The sequence below is a fragment of the Streptomyces sp. NBC_01304 genome, assembly GCF_035975855.1.
GTDB lineage: Bacteria > Actinomycetota > Actinomycetes > Streptomycetales > Streptomycetaceae > Streptomyces.
In genome coordinates, this window is sequence record NZ_CP109055.1 from 8,544,803 (window position 1) to 8,562,856 (window position 18,054).

Genomic DNA, 18,054 nt, shown 5'->3' on the forward strand with positions numbered 1-18,054 from the left:
AGATGGCACGCAAGAAGTGGATCCTCGCCTCGACGGCCCTCGTCGTGGCCGTGGCGGGCGGCGGCTTCGCGGTGACCGCGCAGTCGGCGGCCGACGGCAAGGGCGACCGGCAGCAGAACGAGGGCCTCCCGCCGGACACCGTCCCGGTCGTCGAGGGCGACCTGAGCAACTCCGTCCAGGCCGACGGCACGCTGGGCCACGCCAGGGAACGCAAGATCAACGCGGGGACGCCCGGCACCCTCACCAAGATCGCGGGGGAGGGGGACACCCTTGAGCGGGGCGAGCGCCTCTACGAGGTCAACGGCAAGGCGGTCCGCCTGCTGTACGGCACCTCGCCGGTCTACCGCACGATGAAACTCGGCGACGAGGGCGACGACGTACGGCAGTTGAAGCAGAACCTGCGGGCCCTCGGGTACGGCGCGGGTCTCGCCATGGACGACGAGTTCACGTCGGGCACGGCCGCCGCGGTGAAACGGTGGCAGAAGGACCACGAGGCCGAGCGGACCGGGCGGGTCGGCAAGGAGGACATCGCCTTCGCCCCCGGCCCGCTGCGGGTGCAGGAGACGACGGCCGCGACGGGCGACGAACTCGCCCCGGGCAAGCCCGTCCTCACCGTCACCGGGTCCGAGCGCGTGGTCACCTTCAAGCTGGACGTCAGCGAGGCGGGCATCGCCAAGAAGGGGACGAAGGTCACCGTCCAACTGCCCGGCGGCGGCACCGCGAAGGGCAAGGTCTCCTCGGTCGGCAGGACCGCGAAGGGGGACCAGGGCGAGCAGGGCGGCGGTGGTCAGGACCAGACGCCCAAGATCAAGGTCACGGTCGCCTTCGACGACCCCGCCGAGGCCAAGGGCCCCGACCAGTCCCCGGTGACCGTCGAGCTCATCGGCGAGACCCGGAAGGACGTCCTGTCCGTGCCGGTCAACGCCCTGCTCGCGCTGCCCGGCGGCGGCTTCGGCGTCCAGGTCGTCGAGGGCGCCGGCGGCTCCGGTCGCAAGGTGCGCGAGGTGAAGGTCGAGCTCGGCATGTTCGGCGAGGGCCGGGTCGAGGTCAGCGGCGGCGGGTTGGCCGAAGGCATGAAGGTCGGGGTGCCGAAGGTATGAGCACCCTTGAGCCGGAGCCGGCCACTGAACCGGCCGCCGCGCCCCCGCCCGTCCGTACGGCCGCAGTGCCCCCGCCCGTCCGCACCGTCGTCGAACTCCACGGCGTCACCAAGGAGTACGCGGGTGGGGTCGCGGCCCTGCGCGGCGTCGACCTCACCGTCGCGGAGGGCGAACTCCTCGGCATCGTCGGCCCGTCGGGCTCCGGGAAGTCGACGCTGCTGCACATCGTCGGCACCCTGGACCGGCCGACCGCCGGGTCGGTCGCCATCGCGGGGCACGACATCTCCCGCCTCTCCGACCGGGCGCTGTCCGCGCTCCGCTCCCAGCACATCGGCTTCGTCTTCCAGTCCTTCCACCTGGTCTCCGGCATCAGCGCGCAGGACAACGTGGCGGAGGGCCTGCTCTACTCCGGCCTGTCCCGGACCGAACGGCGCAGGCGCGCGGCCGAGGCGCTCGACCGGGTCGGCCTCGGGGACCGCATGAAGCACCGCCCGCACGAGCTGTCCGGCGGGCAGAAGCAACGGGTCGCGATCGCCCGTGCGGTGGTCGGCGAGCCGGACCTGCTGCTCGCCGACGAGCCGACCGGGGCCCTCGACTCGGCGTCGGGGGAGGCGGTGATGGAGCTCCTGCACGACCTCAACCGGGACGGGGCGACCATCGCCGTGATCACCCATGACACGGAGATCGCGGCCCGGCTGCCGCGCCAGGTGCGGATCAGGGACGGGCGGGTCGTGGCCGACGAGGGCAACGCAGGCCACGCGGGGAACGCAGGCCACGCGGGGAACGCAGGCCACGTGGGCAACGTACAAACGCCCGACGGCACAAGGTGGGTGGCGTCATGAAGCGGCGGAAGCTCTCCCCGGCCCGCCTCGGCCCCCGCGACGTGCTGCACGTCGGCGTCGCCGGACTGCGCTCGCGCCCCATGCGCGTGGTGCTCTCCTCCCTGGGGATTGCCATCGGGATCGCCACGATGATCGCGGTGGTCGGCATCTCCGCCTCCAGCCAGGCCCAACTCCTGCGCAAACTCGACGCGTTGGGCACGAACATGCTGGTCGTCACGCCCGGCGAGGAAATGTTCTCCGGGCAGGACACCAAGCTGCCGAAGGCCGCGCCCGGCATGGTCGGCCGGGTCAAGGGCGTCGAGCAGGTCGGCGCCACCGGCGACGTGGAGCACTCGGCGCGGCGCAGCGAGAAGGTCGACGAGGGCGAGACCAACGGAATCGCCGTCAAGGCGGCCCGGGGCAAGCTCCTCGAAACGCTGCGCGGCACGATGCGCAGCGGCTCCTGGCTGAACGATGCCACCGGGCGCTACCCGGCCGTCGTCCTCGGCCACATCACGGCGCAACGCCTGGGTATCACCGAGCCGGGGCAGCAAGTGTTCATCGGTGGGCGCCACTTCACGGTCACCGGCATCCTCGACCCGCTGCCGCTCGCTCCCGAGATCGAGCGCTCGGCGCTGGTCGGCTGGGACGCCGCGGAGGAGTACCTCGGCTTCGACGGACACCCGACCTCGGTCTACGAGCGTTCCGCCGACGGCACGGTCGACGACGTACGTGAGCTGCTCGCGTCGACCGTCAACCCCCAGAACCCGCAGGGCGTGGCGGTCACCGATCCGTCCGCCGCGCTGCAGGCGAAGGCGGCGACGGAGGGCGCGTTCAGCACGCTGCTGCTCGGACTCGGCGGGATCGCGCTGCTCGTCGGCGGCGTGGGCGTCGCCAACACCATGATCATCTCGGTCCTGGAGCGCCGTCATGAGATCGGGCTGCGCCGCTCGCTCGGGGCGACGAAGGGCCAGATCCGGGTCCAGTTCGTGGCCGAGTCGCTGCTGCTCTCGGGACTCGGCGGGCTGGCCGGCGTCGCCCTGGGCGCGGCAGCGACCGCCGTCTACGCGTCCTCGGGCGGCATGCCGTGGGTGGTCCCGCCCTGGGCGGTCGGCGGCGGCTTCGGCGCGACGCTGGCGATCGGCACGATCGCGGGCCTCTACCCGGCGGCCAGGGCCGCCCGCCTCTCCCCGACGCTGGCGCTACAGGCGGCCTAGCCCGACGCGGCGCCCCGTCGAGTCGAGGGTCAAGTGGGGGAAAGGGGGCAGAAATCCGCCCGTTTTGCCGGAATTTCGCGCCCGTTTTCCCCCACTTACCGGTGCTTGCCGGCTGCCGGGCCCCGGCCGGTCGCCGCCCTCGCCCCGCCCGGCCGCTCTCGCCCCGCCCGGCCGCTCTCGCCCCGCCCGGCCGCTCTCGCCCCGGCCGCCCCGCTCTCGCTCCGGCCGCCGCCCTCGCCCCCGGCCGTCGCCGCCCCGCCCCTGGCTGCCTCCCCGCCCCGCCCCCGCCCCTGCCGCCCCGCCCCCGACCGCCGCCCCCCCCGGAGCCTCCCGCCGCCCCCCTAGAGGTACAGCCCCGCGTCGGACCCCCCACCCCGCTGGTCCGGGACAGAAGTCGGGCTCGTCCCCCGCCGCAGCGCGAACAGCTCCGCCAGGGTCGCGCCGTCGCGGCCGACTCCCTCCTCGCTGCCCAGCCAGCTCGTCGCCTCGCTCCTGGTCAGGGAGCCGACCTCGATCCGGGCCAGGCAGCGGCCGGGGCGGACGACTGCGGGGTGCAGGCGCTCCAGGTCCTCGTTCGTCGTCACGCCCACCAGGACGTTCCGGCCCTGGCCGAGGAGGCCGTCCGTCAGGTTCAGGAGGCGCGAGAGGGCCTGGCCCGCCGTGTGCTTGGCCTCGCCGCGGATCAGTTCGTCGCAGTCCTCCAGGAGGAGCAGGCGCCAGCGGCCCTTCGCCGAGCCGTCGTCCTCGCCGATCGCGATGTCCATCAGATAGCCGACATCCGTAAAGAGCCGCTCGGGGTCGAGGACGCAGTCGACCTGGCACCAGTCCCGCCAGGAACGGGCCAGCGTGCGCAGCGCCGACGTCTTTCCCGTCCCGGGCGGGCCGTGCAGGAGAAGGAGGCGGCCCGCGATGTCCTCGGGGGTCGTCTTCATCAGGGAGTCGAGCGCGTCGGCCACCGGCTCCGTGTAGTTCGCGCGGACCTCTTCCCAAGTACCGGCGCTGATCTGGCGGGTGGTGCGGTGCGGGCCGCGCCTCGGGGAGACGTACCAGAAGCCCATCGTCACGTTGTCCGGCTGCGGTTCGGGCTCGTCCGTCGCGCCGTCCGTGGACTGCTTGACCACCTTCTCGGCGAGCTCGGCGGTGACCGCGGTGACCGTGACGTCCGCGCCGCGGTTCCAGCGGGAGATCAGCAGGGTCCAGCCGTCGCCCTCGGCGAGGGTCGCGCTGCGGTCGTCGTCCTTGGCCGCGCGCAGAATCGAGGCGCCCGGCGGCAGCAGGGTCGCGCCGGACTTCACGCGGTCGATCGAGGAGCTGTGCGCGAACGGCTGCTCGCCCGTCGCGAAGCGGCCGAGGAAGAGCGCGTCGACGACGTCCGACGGGGAGTCGCCGTCGTCGACGTTGAGCCGGATCGGCAGAGCGGCCTGGGGGTCAGCTGGCATGCCGTCCATGATCCGGCACGAAGGACCTTCTTGCACCGCATTTCCGCAGTATGCGCCGACCGGGGTGGCCGGGTCGCGGCCGAGGCCCCGGATGGCTTCCGAACGCCTTGCCGAGGACTTCCCGGCGGCTCCCGGGCGGGTCCGGGCCGGGGGCCGTGAGCAGGATGTCCGTTACGGAGCTGTGGCAACGGAGTATGTCGTTCCGTCAACCCGCCTGGATACCCTTGCCCTTGATGGGACGTCATGGGTGGAATTCGGGGGCAAGGCGGTGGCGGCTCACCGCCCTCCTTGGTGTGGGTGTGGCCGCTCTGGCCCTGGTGCTGACCTTGAGCACGCTTCCTGACGGCAAGGGTTCCACGGAAGGCACGACCCCGGACGGCGCCAAGCCGCACGGCACCCCGTCGGTGCCGGCCGGGAAGCCGGACCCGGAGCTCGGCTGGGGCTTCACCCACACGAAGAACAGCGCGGACGAGGGTGAGCAGCCCGCGATCGAGCGAGCCGGGAAGCTGCTCTCCGCGACGCCGATGCCGCAGCTCCAGCACCTCATGGGCTGGGGCTCGGACAACCCCGAACCCTCCCCGGGCGCGTACGACTTCGAGGCGATGGACCGGCGCATCGACTTCATCCGCGCGTCCGGCGGCACCCCCGTGGTGACGCTGTGCTGCGCCCCGGACTGGATGAAGGGCGGCGAGGCGGGCAAGGACAAGATCCGGTGGGACCAGATCGAGGTCGCCCCGGTCCGCGCCCACTACAAGGACTTCGCGAAGCTGGCGGCCGTCGTCGCCAAGCGCTATCCGGACGTACGTCACTTCGTCGTGTGGAACGAGTTCAAGGGATTCTGGAACTCCGCCGAGGGCCGCTGGGACTACGAGGGGTACACCGAGCTCTACAACCTGGTCTACAAGGAGCTCAAGAAGGTCGACGAGGACATCCAGGTGGGCGGCCCGTACCTGGTCATGGACAGCCTCAACCCCCGTCAGGACGAGGGCGCTTCGAACGAGCTCAAGGGTCCGTGGGGGAGCGCCGACCAGCGGGTTCTCGATGCCTTCGAGTACTGGAACGAGAAGAAGGCGGGCGCGGATTTCGTGGTCGTCGACGGGTCCAGCTACACGGTCGACGACGAGCTGGTCCCCGACGAGTTCAAGGCCACCGACAAGCTGACCGCGGTCGGCAAGTGGGTGCGCGAGAAGAGCGGGGGCCTGCCCCTGTGGTGGGCCGAGTACTACGTCGAGCCCGGTGATGACGACGACGACCGCGACGGCTGGACCGAGCCGCACCGGCTGGCCGTGCAGGCCTCCGGGATGATGGCGATGGCCAAGGGCGGGGCCACGACGGGCTTCTACTGGAACCCGCAGAAGAAGGGCACCAAGTGCGCGGGCTGCCTCTGGCGCTCGACCGAACTGGCGGACGGCGGCAGCGAGTTGCCCATGCTGGGCCTGGTCGCGCGCTTCGGCAAGGAGTTCGGTCCTGGCACGGAGTACGAGAAGGTCGCCATTGCCGCCGACGACGTGCCGAACGTACGGGTCCTGGCGGACGACAAGGCGGTCCTCGTGGTGAACACCCTGGACCGGGAGATCGACGCGAAGATCGACGGGAAGCGCTTCACGATGCCGGGATACGGGGTGAAGTGGCTCGAGCGCTGAGCCACTTCACCTGAGAGCGAAGCCGCTAAGCCATCGTCATGAAGCGCTGCACCAGCGAGGCGAGCAGTACCGCGAGCAGCGGCAGCGAGAACCAGTACGTGCTCTGCAGCCACTGCAACTGCCGCACGCTGGGCCGCACCGCCACCCGCACCACCTCACGCGCCGCGAGGAGCGCGATCAGTGCGAGGGCCGCGAGCGCGCCCACCACCGACCACGGCGTCCACGTGACGAGCGGCCCGATCGGGCCCGGATGGGCCTTGGCCACCGGCCCGTCCGGACGCTTGGTGAGGGCGTAGAGCGTGGCGTCGGAGTTCGCGTAGACCTTCTTCAGCTCGGGCCTGTTGTCGAGGTTGCGGATCAGCCGGGTGTCCCAGTTCTTCGGGTAGCCGGCGTCCATCGTCAGATACACCGACTGGCTCTTGTTGATGATCAGGTACGACTGCGGACCGGCCTTCTTGAGGGCCTTGACCAGGCTGCCGACCAGGACCGGATCGGCCGGCGCGAGCGTCGGCATGTACTCGACCTTCTCCATGTCCTGCTTGCCCCAGGGCAGCGCGGGCGTGACGTTGTCGACCGTGTCGTTGCTCATCCACAGCAGCCGTACGGTCGGCTCGTCGTGGTCGTAGACGTACTCCATCGCGGCGACCTCGCCCGGTCTGATCCGCTCGAAGGGCTCATTGCCCCAGCGCGCCACGAGGAACCCGCCGACCAGGAGCAGGCCCGCGAGCAGCGCCGCCAGCGGGGCCAGGCTGACCTTGTCCTTGTCGCGCTCCTGGGCCGTGCGGCCGGTGCGCGGGAAGAGGGCGAGGCCGGCCAGGAGTGCCGCGCCCGGCAGGGCGAACATGAAGACCCGCAGGGCCATCTCGCCGCCGTACGACTGCATTCCGAAGCCGAGGAACGGCACGAAGGTGAGCACGAGCAGGGAGCGTTCGGCGTACTTGTGGTTGCGTCGCCGCCACCAGCCCCAGCAGGCCAGGGCCATGACCGCACCGGCGAGCAACACCCGTACGTACAGCACGAGTTGATGCGTGGAGCTGCCGCCCTCGATGCGGCCGCCGACCGACGAGGTGACATTGCCGCCGACCCCGCCGACCCCGCCGAACAGGTCCTCGAAGTGGCCCTTCCAGTAGGGCTCGGCGAGGAATCCGACCCACACGGTCACCAGGACCGTGAACAGGATCGGCAGGCCGCGCAGCTCGGAGCGGCCCATGAGGACGAGGACGGAAAGGACCCCGAGCATCACGAAGGGCGTGAGCTGGTGGGCCGGGACCGTCGCCGCGAACAGGGCGACCAGTATCAGCAGCAGGGTCGCCCGCTGGCCGCGCGTGGACGGCAGGACTTCGGCCTCGCCGGGCCTGCGCCTGGCCGCCAGCATGCGGGGCGCCCGGAACCACACCAGGAGGATCGCCACGAAGGCGATGTAGAGGAGGTACGTGAAGCCCTGCGGCGAGAAGTAGTCCTGGCCCACCCAACCGCTCAGGACGAAGATCCAGACCCCGGCCCACTTGGCCCGCCAGCTCGCCCGCATGGACCGTACGAGCAGGAACATCGGTGCCAGATAGAGCAGTTGCATGGCCAGCGGCCACCAGCGGATCAGGCCGGTGAGGTCGGTGACGCCGCAGGCCTCGGCGGCGAAGGTGGCCACCGCGAAGAAGCCGGGCCAGCTCCAGCGCGCGTCCAGTTCGGGCACGGACGAGCCGGTGCGGTCGATGTACTCCATGAACCCGAGGTGCTGCCAGGCCGTCGCGAACCGCGGCTCTGCCTCGATCACCGCGGGCAGCGCGTGCAGCGAGAACAGCGTCGCGATCAGCGCCGCCGCGAGCAGCAGCCGGTGCGGGCGGTCGTGCCAGAGCAGCGAGGCGAAGGTGACGACCAGGAGCGCGGCGCCGATCAGCGTCACGGGTGGCAGTACGGAGATGAGGCCGAGCCCGCCCATCTCGTCCAGGTCGGCCTCGCGCAGTTTGAGCACGGGCACCCAGAACAGCGTGAGCGCCGTGATGAGCAGGGCGATCACGCCGTACGCGGGCTTCACGGGGGTGCCCTCGTCCGGGTCGGGCGACGGATCGGACGGGCCGGGGGGAGGGGCGGCGGGCCATGGCGCGTGCTGTGGGGGAGGCGGTGCGCCCGCCGTACCGCGGGCCTGCGGGCCGCCCGGTCCGGCGAGGGCGGAGCTCTCGCGGGCGGCGAGGGCCGAGCTTTCGTGCGCCGCCACGGCGGAGCCTCCGTGCGCGGCGAGGGCGGAGCTTTCGTGCGCCCCCGCGGCTGCCGAGCTCTCGTGTGCCGCCTCGGACGCTCCCGCCGCTTCGGCGTCTCTCGGCGCCGGTTCGGGCTCCTGGCTCGCCTCCTGGGACGGGCCGGGCACGGGCGTCGACGCGGGCTGCCTGCCGGGCGGGGCGGGCGGAACCTTCAGGGCCCAGGTCGGGCGGTGGTCCATCTCGTCCCCCTCACGCGGCGGTTGGTGCGGGACCTCGCGGGGCGGCTTCCGGTCGGAAGGGCCGCGATCGTCTGGCTCGCGGCGGTCTGTCTGCTGCCGGTGATCGTCCGGCTCGTGGTGGTCTGCTTGCTGCCGGTGGTCGTGTCGGTCGCCGGGGTTCCCCTGCTGTCGGTGGTCGCCTCGCTCGCGCCGGTGCTCTTGCGCCTGGTGGTCGCCTCGCGCGCGGTGATCGCTTCGTTCGCGGTGGTCTTCTCGCTCCCGACGCCCGCCCCGGTCGTCGGGCTGCAGATTCAAGGTCGGCGTCCCGGCCGCCGGTGTGCCCGGTCCGGGGCGTACGTCCGGCCTGCGCTCCATGTGGTCGAAGTCCAGCGGGATGCCGAGCTGCATGGTGTCCGAGTCGAGCGCGGCCCGCAGCGCCCAAGTCGGCCGCTGGCCAGGGTCCTTGGCGGGCCGTGCGGCGGCCTCGTCCGGCTCCTCGGTGCCGAGGTCGGCCAGGTCGCCGTCCGGGGCGACGGCCGGACGGCGCCTCTCGGCCGGCGGCGCGGTGCGCACGAGGCGCCACATCTGGAACCCGGCGACCGAGGCGACCACCGCGAGCGAGGCGATCTCGGCGACACCGGCGCCGGTCAGCCCCATCCGGGGGAGCAGCACCAGGGTCAGGCCGATCACCAAGGCGCACAGCACGCCCTGCAGATAGGCGAGCGGGGCGGTACGGCTCTGGGCGCGCAGCACCGCGAAGTACGTCTCTATGACGACGCGCAGCAACGCGCCGACCGCGAACCAGCGCAGCAGCGGAGTGGCCGCGTCCGCGTAGTCGCTCCCGAACACCCGCAGGATCAGCGGCGCCCCCAGGAACATCAGGGTGCAGATGGGCACCATGAGCCGGGCCATCCGGCGCAGCGCGGCCCGGCAGTTCGCGGCGAGCTGCGCCGGGTCGTGCGCGCCCTCCACGGTCAGTGAGGCGCCCATGTTGATGGCGAGCAGATTGACGGTGCCGCCTATGGTCGTCGCGATGTAGAAGTACGCGTTGTCGGCCGAGCTCACCTGTGAGGCGATGAGCACCGGCACCAGATAGACCACGGCGAGCGAGAACAGCGACCCCGTGTAGTCACCGGCCAGGAAGCGGCCCAGCTCGCGCAGCGTGGGCGGCGCCGCCCGGTCCGCGGTCGCCGCCACGTGCCGGGGCACCAGGCGCCGGAACACCAGCCAGCCGAGCGGCACCACGGACACGGCGATCGCCGCGACCCAGGAGACGAAGACCCCGGCGGTCGGGATGGCGGCGGCGAAGGCGACCAGGAGCACCAGCTTGACGATCGAGAAGACGGTGTTCCCGACCGGCACCCACAGGGCGTTGCGCAGCCCCGTCAGCACCCCGTCCTGCAGCGTGAGCAGCGACCAGGCGACCACGGCGAGAAGGAAGCCGATGCCGTTGAGCGTCCCGTGCAGGAAGCTGTACGAGCCTCCCCACAGGTCGAGCGTGAACAGGAACACCGCGGCGGCCAGCGCGACCGCCAGCGAACTACCCGCGTACGTACGGAAGATGAACCGTCCGGTGCTCGCCCCGGCGATGGGGATGAACCGTGCGAGCGCCCCCATCAGGGTCAGCGCGGCAAGCCCCGCGAGCAGCTTCATCGCGGCGATGGCCGCCGAGCCCTGCCCGACCGCGTCGGCCGAGTAGTAGTGCGCGGCGGCCAGCCAGAAGCCCAGGCCGAGCACGCCGGAGATGCCCGTGTTCAGCATCAGCGCATAGGCGTTGCGGAACAGCGGACTGCCGCCGTTGCCGTTTCCCGGCAGCCGGCGCCTGAGGCCGGACGGCTGCTGCTTCTCCTGCTCTTCGGTCGCCTGGTCCACGGTGCTTCTCGCCTGGGCGGTGGTCGTGTCAGACACGGGAACGGGTTGCCTTCCGGCGGGCCTGTCGGGCTCTTCGGACCACGGCGTACCCCTTGGTGAGGGCGCGGTCCCTGGCGAAGGTGCGGGCGACGGCGCGGCCCGTCGTGTCCTCCACGATGCGGGTGAATTCGTCGGGCGTGGTGGCCCGGCGCACGGTCAGGCGCCGCAGCGCGTACGGGCCTTGCTGTCGCCGCGCCAGGTGGTTGCCGACCGCGAGCGCCTGGGCGAAGCCGACGTCGTGCACCGCTCGGCGGACCCGGCGGCTGGAGTAGCCATAGGGGTACGCGAACGACTCGGGCCGCGCTCCGAGCTCGTCGGCGACGATCTCCTTGCAGCGCAGGAGCTCGAACCACAGGGCGTCGTCGCCGAGTTGGTCGAGCTGCGGATGGGTGTGGCTGTGCCCTCCGATCTCGACGCCGGCCGCGGCCAGGGCCTTGACCTGCTTCCAGTCCAGCATGGTGTCGAGGGCGCCCCCGGTGTCGTACGAGCCCCTGATCCAGCCCGTGGAGACGAACAGCGTGGCCGCGAAGCCGTGCTTGGCGAGCACCGGCAGGGCGTGGCCGTGCACGCCCTCGTACCCGTCGTCGAAGGTGATCAGGACCGGCTTGCGCGGCAGCGGGCCGCCGCGCCGCCAGACGGCCGCGAGCTGCGCCGTGGAGAGCGGGGTGAAGCCCCGCTCGGCCAGGACGCCCATCTGGTCGGCGAACGCCTCGGGGGCGACGGACAGTTCACGCGTCGCGAGCGCCGGTGTGTGCGCGACGGCGTGGTACATCAGGACGGGCACGGGCTGGCTGCTCATGGCCGCCCCCCGGCCCCACAACACGCTTGCCCGGCCCCACAACACCCATGTGCTGTCCGGCACTTCATGCGACGGCCCCTTCCACCGGCCCTGCCGGCCCCGCGCCGTTCGCCCGCTCCGGGGGCGTGATCGGCGCGACCCGGAAGACCGTGCCGCCCCGGCGGGCGCGGAGGCTCCCCAGAACGTACCCGCCCGCCGCGGCCGTCACTCCGGCCACGATCGCGCCCGCCCGGCCGGCGCCCCCGGGCCGCCGAAGGAGCGCGTCCCGCACCCCCCGGGCCACCCCTGCGGGCAGCACCCGGGTGGTGTAGCGGCGCTCGGACTCGAGTCCCTTGTCGGCGCCCACGCTTTTGGCCACGAGCGCCTTCGACAACCCCTCCGCGTACGTACGCGTACGGAAGTAGCGGAAGTGCTCGCGCACGCCCGGCACCCGGTGGTGGATGACCGCCCGGTCGTCGATCAGCAGGATCGCGTCCGGCCTGGCCCGGGTCAGCCGGATGCACAGCTCGGTCTCCTCGCAGCCGAGCGGGCGCTTGTCGCCGTCGCGGCCGATGCCCGTCGCGAAGCCGCCCGCCGCGTCGAAGGCCTCGCGACGGAAGGAGGCGTTGCCGCCCAGGACGTTGCGGACCCGCACCTTCCCCTGCGGCAGGCCCTTGTACGTACAGCCGACGACCCAGTCGAACTCCTCGGGGAACCAGTCGGGGCGGCGGCCCGAGGCCCAGATCGGCATGGTGCGCCCGCCGACCGCCATGACCCGCGGGTCCGCGTACCCGGCGGCGAAGTGGCGCAGCCAGTCCCGCTCGGCGACCGCGTCGTCGTCCAGGAAGGCGATGACCTCGCCGTGCGACGCGGCGATGCCGGTGTTGCGGCCCGCGGACAGGCCGCGGGGGCCCGCGTTCGCGAGCACCCGGACCTCTGTGCGCAGTTCCTTGTACTCCTTGGTCAGCCGGTCGAGCAGCGCCCGGTTGTGGTCGACGACCAGCAGCGTCTCGAGGGCCGGCCGGGACTGCGCGCGCACCGAGGCGACCGCCGCGAGGATGTCCTCCCAGCGGTCCTCGGTGTACACGCAGATCACCACGGAGATGCCCCCCGCCAGGTCGCCGCCCGTGCCCGCGGCGCCCGCCTGCGCGTCCCGTACGGTCAAGACGCCTCTCCTCGCCTGACGTTGAGACCCGGAGAGTGCGGATGGCTGCGCAGCTCGCGGCGGTTGGAGCGCTCCTTGAGGATCACCCTGAGGACCCGCAGTCCGTCCCGGACCGCCCGCAGATTGCTGGCGCCGTGGATGCGGTTGTACTCGTGGCTGGGAATCTCCTGGACCTTCAGGCCGGCCTTGACGACCCGGATGTTCATCAGGGTCTCCACCTCGAAGCCCGTGCAGTCGAGGTCGATCTTGTCCAGGCAGTGCCGCCAGAAGGCGTTGTAGCCGTAGCACAGGTCGGTGTAGCGGGCGCCGAACTTGGCGTTCACGACCGCGCACAGCGCCCAGTTGCCCAGCTTGCGGATCGGGGTCATGTCGTCCGTGCCGCCGCCGTTGGCGAAGCGGGAGCCCTTGGCGAAGTCGGCGCCCGAGACGAGTGCGGAGACATAGCTGACGATCTCGTCGCCGTCCGCGGAGCCGTCCGCGTCGACCATGACGATGATGTCGCCCGTGCAGGCGGCGAAGCCGGTGATCAGGGCATCCCCCTTGCCCTTGCCGCGCTGCTCGACGACCTTGACGTCCGGTCGCAGTTCACGGGCGACCGCGACCGTGTCATCGGTGGAATTGCCGTCGACAAGAACCACTTCGTGGATCCAGTCGGGCAGGGTCTTGAAGACGTACGGAAGATTCTCCGCCTCATTCATCGCAGGGATCACCACGCTCACCGGCGGTGCTATTGCCAAGTGAGAGGAGATCGCTCTGTAGTGGGCCGGCGCGGCCGGTATCAGGGCCGTGACCTTTGTTGTCTCTTCGGTGTGGCCATTGGCCGAAGTGACGGTCTGGAGGATTAACGGATCTTGGCCCGGTACCGCCGGGCGCACAAAAGAGCTCATGAGTCTGATCCCTCTCGTCCGGTGGACCGCCCGCCCCCGGGCGGCCCGGATGAGTTTCCGGTTCGAAAGGAGGGTTTTCACCTGAGGCATGGCGGAATTGATCTCCGTGCATGCCGGGTGAGCTGGCATATCTGGCCGCGCGGCGCGCGCTTCGGCAATGTGCTTTCACCGAGCACGGCACCCCCCTACCGCGCCCCGCCCCGGTATCCATCGCGGCTCCGAGCCCTCCCCCGAGCCGAACTGCGTGATGGACCGATGCGGGTGGATGTACGACGATATTGAGGAATGGGACCCTATGGCAAGACCTGGAACCAGGCCTCACAATGTTGTTGAAATGTCCCAGTCTGTTTTTGGCCTGACTTTCGCGGGGACCGTTTGGAACCCGCTGTTCCGTGGCCGACCTTTTGCTTTTTCCTGATCAGCTGGAACGGATCTTTCCGATCCGTTTCAGCAGTCGATCCGCCGGCTCGAACAACTCGGGCCGGCGCAGCACGGTGTTCCGCAGGGCGCGGACCGGAGCGCGGTGCGCCCGATGTCCCAACGCCACCGGGTGACGGCGGGTCACCCACCCGTCGGACACGGTGAGTTCCCGTGTCTTCAGGGAATCCTTGTATTCCTTCTGTCCCCGGCCGAGATCCAAATAGGCGATGCCGTCCGCGGCGGCCGCCTCGGCCATCTTCAAATGCAGGATCAGTCCGGGGGAGTACTTGGCGTACGCGGGATCGTAGGCCGGGAACCAGCAGGCGAGGATCCGCTCGGAGCGCAGCCCGAAGTGCGCGGCGACCGGCACGTCGCCCGCGTAGAGCACCGAGAGCAGTCCGCCGAAGGAGTCGCCGCGGGTGTGGAAGAGCTGCGCCATGAGCCGGCTGATCCAGGCGTGCGCGAAGCGGTCACTGCGACCGGTCCGGCGGTACTGGGCCGACTTCCACGCCATCAGGGTGCGCAGCGCCCGCGGGTCGCGCTCGTCGTGCACATAGCGCACGGGGCCGGCCTCGCGGCCGAGCTTGCGTTCCTTGGCCAGCGTCGTCCGGGTGAACTTCGGGGACCGCGTGCGCAGTTGGGCCAGATAGGCCGCGTACCCCTGGTCGATGTCCATCACGGGGGACGGGTAGGTGCCGGCGGCCCACGCCTCGAACGGGTCCTGCCCCTGCACCAGATGGTCGAAGTCCCAGACCGCGAGCCCGCACGCCTCGAGCAGCTCGCGTGCGTCCCAGTCGAAATCCGGTCCGTGCACCAGGCCCTGGCAGTCGGAGACGCCGAGTCCCACGGCCCGGCCGACGCCGGTGGCGGATCTCTGGAACGGGAAGAAGGCCGCGGGCTCGCCCCCTTCGCGTACCACGGCGATCCGCACTCCGCGCCGGCAGCGGCCGACGGCGAGGGTGAACTCGGGGGACAGGAAGGGGTTGGCCAGCTCCGGAGCGCCGTTCAGGTGCGCCTTCGACTGCATCGCAGTCCAGGCCGCCCGGTCGGCGGCCGTCAACTCACCTGGGCGGTACACGCTGATGTCCACTTCAGGAGGTCCCACTTCTCGCTGTGCCCGAAGCGCCCGCCTGTCGCGCGCGGTCCGGGCGTCTTGCCAGTGTGAGGAGAGCGATGAGGAGACTGAGGGCGCCCACTGCCGCGGTGCCCCCGCGGATCGACCACGTGTGCGTGGCCAACATTCCTTGAGCCACCAGCAGGTTGACGGTGACTCCTCCTGCTACGGACGCCACTACGCGCCCCCACGGTTCCAACCCGCGCAAAACGGTGGCAAGTGCGCCCGTCGGGGCGGCGATCAGGAAGAAGAGGGCGAACGGTCCGCGCAGCGGCGACTCGAGATCGGCGAGTGCGAGCACCGCCCCGACGGCGGCGACGGCGACCGCCGCGCCGGCGAGCAACGGCAGCATCCCGTCCCCGGGGTGCGCGCCGAACGCTCCCCGCGGCCCCCGCCCCGATCTGTCCGTTGCTGATGAGTTTTCACTGATGGTCTGCATTGGCGACTTTGCCCCCCAGCGCGCCGGATGCCGGGCTTCAATGTCGCGCAAGCCGTTACGGCGCGTCAAGACGTGGAACCTGTGTGCAGGGTGGGATTTTTGACGCTGAGTCACCTGTTCGACACGGAGCGGAGCTTGATCGCAGTGCCGTCCGTTCCGTGTGTCTACGCGAGTCAAACCCCACGTAAGTGAAGCTTTCTGTGCGGAACCTTCTTGGCATGGACACTCCCTACCGTCGGGTAGTACGTGTTACCAAAGGTGAGGCAGAGATCCTGCCAAGGGAGGTTCCATGAGACTGTCCCGTATTACGGCATATGCATCCTCACTCCTCCTGGCCGCCGGCTTCGCCCTCATCGGGGCGGGACCGGCGAAGTCCGCCGAACAGGCGGCAGCCATCAACTATGTGGCCCTCGGCGACTCTTACTCCTCGGGTGTCGGGGCCGGCAGTTACGACAGCGGAAGCGGCGACTGCAAGCGCTCCACCAAGGCCTATCCCGTCCTCTGGAAGAACGCCCACGCACCCGCCGCCTTCTCCTTCACCGCCTGCTCGGGCGCGCGTACGGGCGATGTGGTGAACAACCAGCTGGGCCCGCTGAGTTCCTCGACCACACTCGTCTCGATCTCCATCGGCGGCAATGACGCCGGGTTCGCCGACGTCATGACCACCTGTGTCCTGCAGTCCGAGAGTTCCTGCATCGCCCGCGTCAACGAAGCCAAGCGCTACGTCGACACCACCCTGCCCGGCAACCTCGACAAGACGTACTCGGCGATCAGCTCCAAGGCCCCCAACGCCCATGTCGTGGTGCTCGGTTACCCCCGCTTCTACAAACTGAACGGAAGCTGCACCCTCGGCCTCTCCGAGAATGAGCGGACGGCCATAAACGGTGCCGCCGACTATCTGAACGCCGCCACCGCCAAGCGCGTCGCCGACCACGGCTTCACCTTCGCCGGCGTCGTCCCGGCCTTCACCGGCCATGAGATCTGCTCCGGCTCCGCCTGGCTGCACAGCGTGAACTGGGGCAACATCGGCGAGTCCTACCACCCCACCGCGGCGGGCCAGTCGGGCGGCTATCTGCCGACCTTCAGCGGCGCCGTGTAAGTACTGCCTGCGCTTCGACGTCCGGCGTGTAGGAGCCTCCGTCCGTCGGGGGCTCCTCCTCGCACACCACGGTGTACGCAACGGAGTTGGAGGTCGCCGCGAGCGGCTTGCGGACCTCCACGCCCATCTCGTTCTCGACGGTCCCGTTCGCTTCGTACCCGGCCTCCGTATGGTTCACCTCCTGGGTCTTGCCGCCGCCCTCGGCGAAGTCCAAGGCCTTCCAGTCTGGGTCCGAGGGCTCGCCGTGCGCCGTCACCCAGCGGTACTCGACGGCGACCGGCACCCGGCCCACCGTGATGGACGCCGTGAAGGCCGGGTACTCGGTCGGCGGGCAGGTGCCGGTGTAGTCGGTGCTCGCGCCGCTGACGGTGACCTTGACGGACTGGGGCGGGGGCGTCGTCGCACCGCCGTTGCCGCCGTTCTTGCCGCCGTCGTCCCCGCCGCCGTTGTCCCCGGTGCTCTGCGAGCCGCCGTCGTCCGCGCCGCTCGGGCTGTCGCTCGAACCGTTCGAGCCGCCGGAGCCGCCGGAGTCCGAACCGCCGTTGCCGCTCCCGCCGTTCGAGCCGCCGCCGGAGCCCCCGCCGTCGTCGCGGTTGACGAGGGCGTACGTGAGCCCGCCGAGGGCGAGCGCGAGTGCGGCCAGCCCTGCGATCAGCGCGAACGCCGCGCGTCGGGGCCGGGCGGTCGTGGTCTGCGTGGTGGTGGCCGGCCCGAAGGAAGGGCTGGGCGCGGTGGCGGGGATCGGGGTCGGCGGGGTGGGCCGCTCCGCCGCGGCCGTCGGCAGATACGCGGCGGCCTGGGCCGTGTCGGCGCGCGGGGTGCCGCCCGCGCCCACGAGCCGCAGGTCGCGCTCCGCCTGCTCCGCGGACATCCGCTCGGCGGGGTCCTTGCGCAGCAGACCGGCGATCACCGGCGCCAGCGGGCCCGCGCGCCGCGGCGGCGGCAACTCCTCGTCGACGACCGCGCGGAGCGTGGAGAGCGGGGTGTCCTGACGGAACGGCGAATACCCTTCGACCGCCGCGTAAAGGAGCACCCCCAGCGACCACAGATCGGATTCCGGTCCCGGGGTGCGGCCCAACGCCCGCTCCGGGGCCAGGAATTCGGGCGAGCCGACCACCTCGCCGGTCATGGTGAGGGCCGAGCTGCCCTCGACCATGGCGATGCCGAAGTCGGTCAGGACGATCCGGCCGTCGTTCGACAGGAGTACGTTCCCGGGTTTGACGTCGCGGTGCAGCACGCCCACGTCATGGGCGCTGCGCAGGGCGGCGAGCACCTCGGCCCCGATGTGCGCGGTGCGCTGCGGCGTCAACGTACCCTCGGCGTCCAGGACTTCGGACAGGGAGAGCCCGCGGACCAGCTCCATCACGATCCAGGGGCGGTCCCCCTCGGTCGCCACGTCATAGACGGTGACCACGCTGCGGTGCGACACCCGGGCGGCGGCCCAGGCCTCGCGCTCCAGTCGCGCGTACAGCCGCTCCACGTCGGGTCTGGGAAGACCGGCCGGGGCGCGCACCTCTTTCACGGCGACCTCGCGCTTGAGCACCTCGTCGCGGGCGCGCCAGACCGTGCCCATGCCGCCCTCGCCGAGCCGGTCGAGGAGGCGGTAGC

The 18,054-nt window shown here is 71.2% G+C and carries 12 protein-coding genes; 5 read left to right on the plus strand and 7 right to left on the minus strand.

What is annotated here, in order from left to right; all coding sequences use genetic code 11:
• Window positions 1–2 precede the first annotated feature (2 nt).
• From OG430_RS38040 to OG430_RS38050, 3 genes are read left to right on the plus strand one after another with little or no spacing between them, the layout of a single operon-like run.
• Window positions 3–1,100, plus strand: coding sequence for an efflux RND transporter periplasmic adaptor subunit (locus OG430_RS38040; protein ID WP_327357206.1), 1,098 nt, complete (start codon window positions 3–5; stop codon window positions 1,098–1,100).
• Window positions 1,097–1,942, plus strand: coding sequence for an ABC transporter ATP-binding protein (locus OG430_RS38045; RefSeq protein WP_327357207.1), 846 nt, complete (start codon window positions 1,097–1,099; stop codon window positions 1,940–1,942). Before OG430_RS38040 ends, OG430_RS38045 begins: the two co-directional genes overlap by 4 nt.
• Window positions 1,939–3,138 (plus strand): ABC transporter permease, encoded by a 1,200-nt coding sequence (locus OG430_RS38050; protein WP_327357208.1) that lies wholly within the window; start codon window positions 1,939–1,941, stop codon window positions 3,136–3,138. Before OG430_RS38045 ends, OG430_RS38050 begins: the two co-directional genes overlap by 4 nt.
• A gap of 341 nt (window positions 3,139–3,479) precedes the next feature.
• Here OG430_RS38050 and OG430_RS38055 read toward each other — a convergent pair whose 3' ends face one another.
• A complete protein-coding gene (locus tag OG430_RS38055; RefSeq protein WP_442816633.1) occupies window positions 3,480–4,577 on the minus strand; it encodes a DUF5925 domain-containing protein in 1,098 nt (365 codons plus the stop codon).
• A gap of 233 nt (window positions 4,578–4,810) precedes the next feature.
• Between OG430_RS38055 and OG430_RS38060 the strand changes: the two genes are divergently transcribed.
• The gene (locus tag OG430_RS38060; protein WP_327357210.1) at window positions 4,811–6,220 is read left to right on the plus strand and encodes a GH39 family glycosyl hydrolase; all 1,410 of its coding nucleotides are present in this window, start codon (window positions 4,811–4,813) and stop codon (window positions 6,218–6,220) included.
• 25 nt (window positions 6,221–6,245) lie between these two features.
• On the opposite strand, the gene OG430_RS38065 is transcribed toward OG430_RS38060, so the two are convergent.
• The 5 genes from OG430_RS38065 to OG430_RS38085 all read right to left on the minus strand — a co-directional run bounded on the left by OG430_RS38065 (window position 6,246) and on the right by OG430_RS38085 (window position 14,884).
• Entirely contained in the window at window positions 6,246–10,541 is a 4,296-nt protein-coding gene (locus tag OG430_RS38065; RefSeq protein WP_442816634.1) for a lipopolysaccharide biosynthesis protein, read from the minus strand.
• Window positions 10,534–11,343: a polysaccharide deacetylase family protein gene (locus OG430_RS38070; protein WP_327357211.1), complete on the minus strand. Its 810-nt coding sequence runs from the start codon at window positions 11,341–11,343 to the stop codon at window positions 10,534–10,536. Before OG430_RS38070 ends, OG430_RS38065 begins: the two co-directional genes overlap by 8 nt.
• Before the next feature lie 64 nt (window positions 11,344–11,407).
• Window positions 11,408–12,439 (minus strand): glycosyltransferase family 2 protein, encoded by a 1,032-nt coding sequence (locus tag OG430_RS38075; RefSeq protein ID WP_327359414.1) that lies wholly within the window; start codon window positions 12,437–12,439, stop codon window positions 11,408–11,410.
• Window positions 12,440–12,483: 44 nt separating this feature from the next.
• Complete coding sequence (locus OG430_RS38080; RefSeq protein WP_327357212.1) at window positions 12,484–13,374, minus strand: glycosyltransferase family 2 protein; 891 nt, start codon at window positions 13,372–13,374, stop codon at window positions 12,484–12,486.
• 418 nt (window positions 13,375–13,792) lie between these two features.
• Window positions 13,793–14,884 (minus strand): GNAT family N-acetyltransferase, encoded by a 1,092-nt coding sequence (locus OG430_RS38085; protein WP_327357213.1) that lies wholly within the window; start codon window positions 14,882–14,884, stop codon window positions 13,793–13,795.
• 752 nt (window positions 14,885–15,636) lie between these two features.
• Between OG430_RS38085 and OG430_RS38090 the strand changes: the two genes are divergently transcribed.
• Window positions 15,637–16,446: an SGNH/GDSL hydrolase family protein gene (locus OG430_RS38090; protein ID WP_327357214.1), complete on the plus strand. Its 810-nt coding sequence runs from the start codon at window positions 15,637–15,639 to the stop codon at window positions 16,444–16,446.
• Here the strand turns inward: OG430_RS38090 and OG430_RS38095 are convergent.
• On the minus strand, window positions 16,430–18,019 hold the full coding sequence (locus OG430_RS38095; RefSeq protein ID WP_327359415.1) for a serine/threonine-protein kinase: 1,590 nt from the start codon (window positions 18,017–18,019) through the stop codon (window positions 16,430–16,432). The genes OG430_RS38090 and OG430_RS38095 overlap by 17 nt on opposite strands.
• Between the last annotated feature and the right edge of the window lie 35 nt (window positions 18,020–18,054).

Bases quoted from the DNA above. Each gene is read 5' to 3' on its own strand.
- OG430_RS38095 (WP_327359415.1), bottom strand. From the start codon at position 18,019: ATGGGCACGGTCTGGCGCGCCCGCGACGAGGTGCTCAAGCGCGAGGTC.
- OG430_RS38040 (WP_327357206.1), top strand. From the start codon at position 3: ATGGCACGCAAGAAGTGGATCCTCGCCTCGACGGCCCTCGTCGTGGCC.
- OG430_RS38055 (WP_442816633.1), bottom strand. From the start codon at position 4,577: ATGCCAGCTGACCCCCAGGCCGCTCTGCCGATCCGGCTCAACGTCGAC.
- OG430_RS38090 (WP_327357214.1), top strand. From the start codon at position 15,637: ATGAGACTGTCCCGTATTACGGCATATGCATCCTCACTCCTCCTGGCC.
- OG430_RS38070 (WP_327357211.1), bottom strand. From the start codon at position 11,343: ATGAGCAGCCAGCCCGTGCCCGTCCTGATGTACCACGCCGTCGCGCAC.
- OG430_RS38060 (WP_327357210.1), top strand. From the start codon at position 4,811: ATGGGACGTCATGGGTGGAATTCGGGGGCAAGGCGGTGGCGGCTCACC.
- OG430_RS38045 (WP_327357207.1), top strand. From the start codon at position 1,097: ATGAGCACCCTTGAGCCGGAGCCGGCCACTGAACCGGCCGCCGCGCCC.
- OG430_RS38080 (WP_327357212.1), bottom strand. From the start codon at position 13,374: ATGAGCTCTTTTGTGCGCCCGGCGGTACCGGGCCAAGATCCGTTAATC.
- OG430_RS38050 (WP_327357208.1), top strand. From the start codon at position 1,939: ATGAAGCGGCGGAAGCTCTCCCCGGCCCGCCTCGGCCCCCGCGACGTG.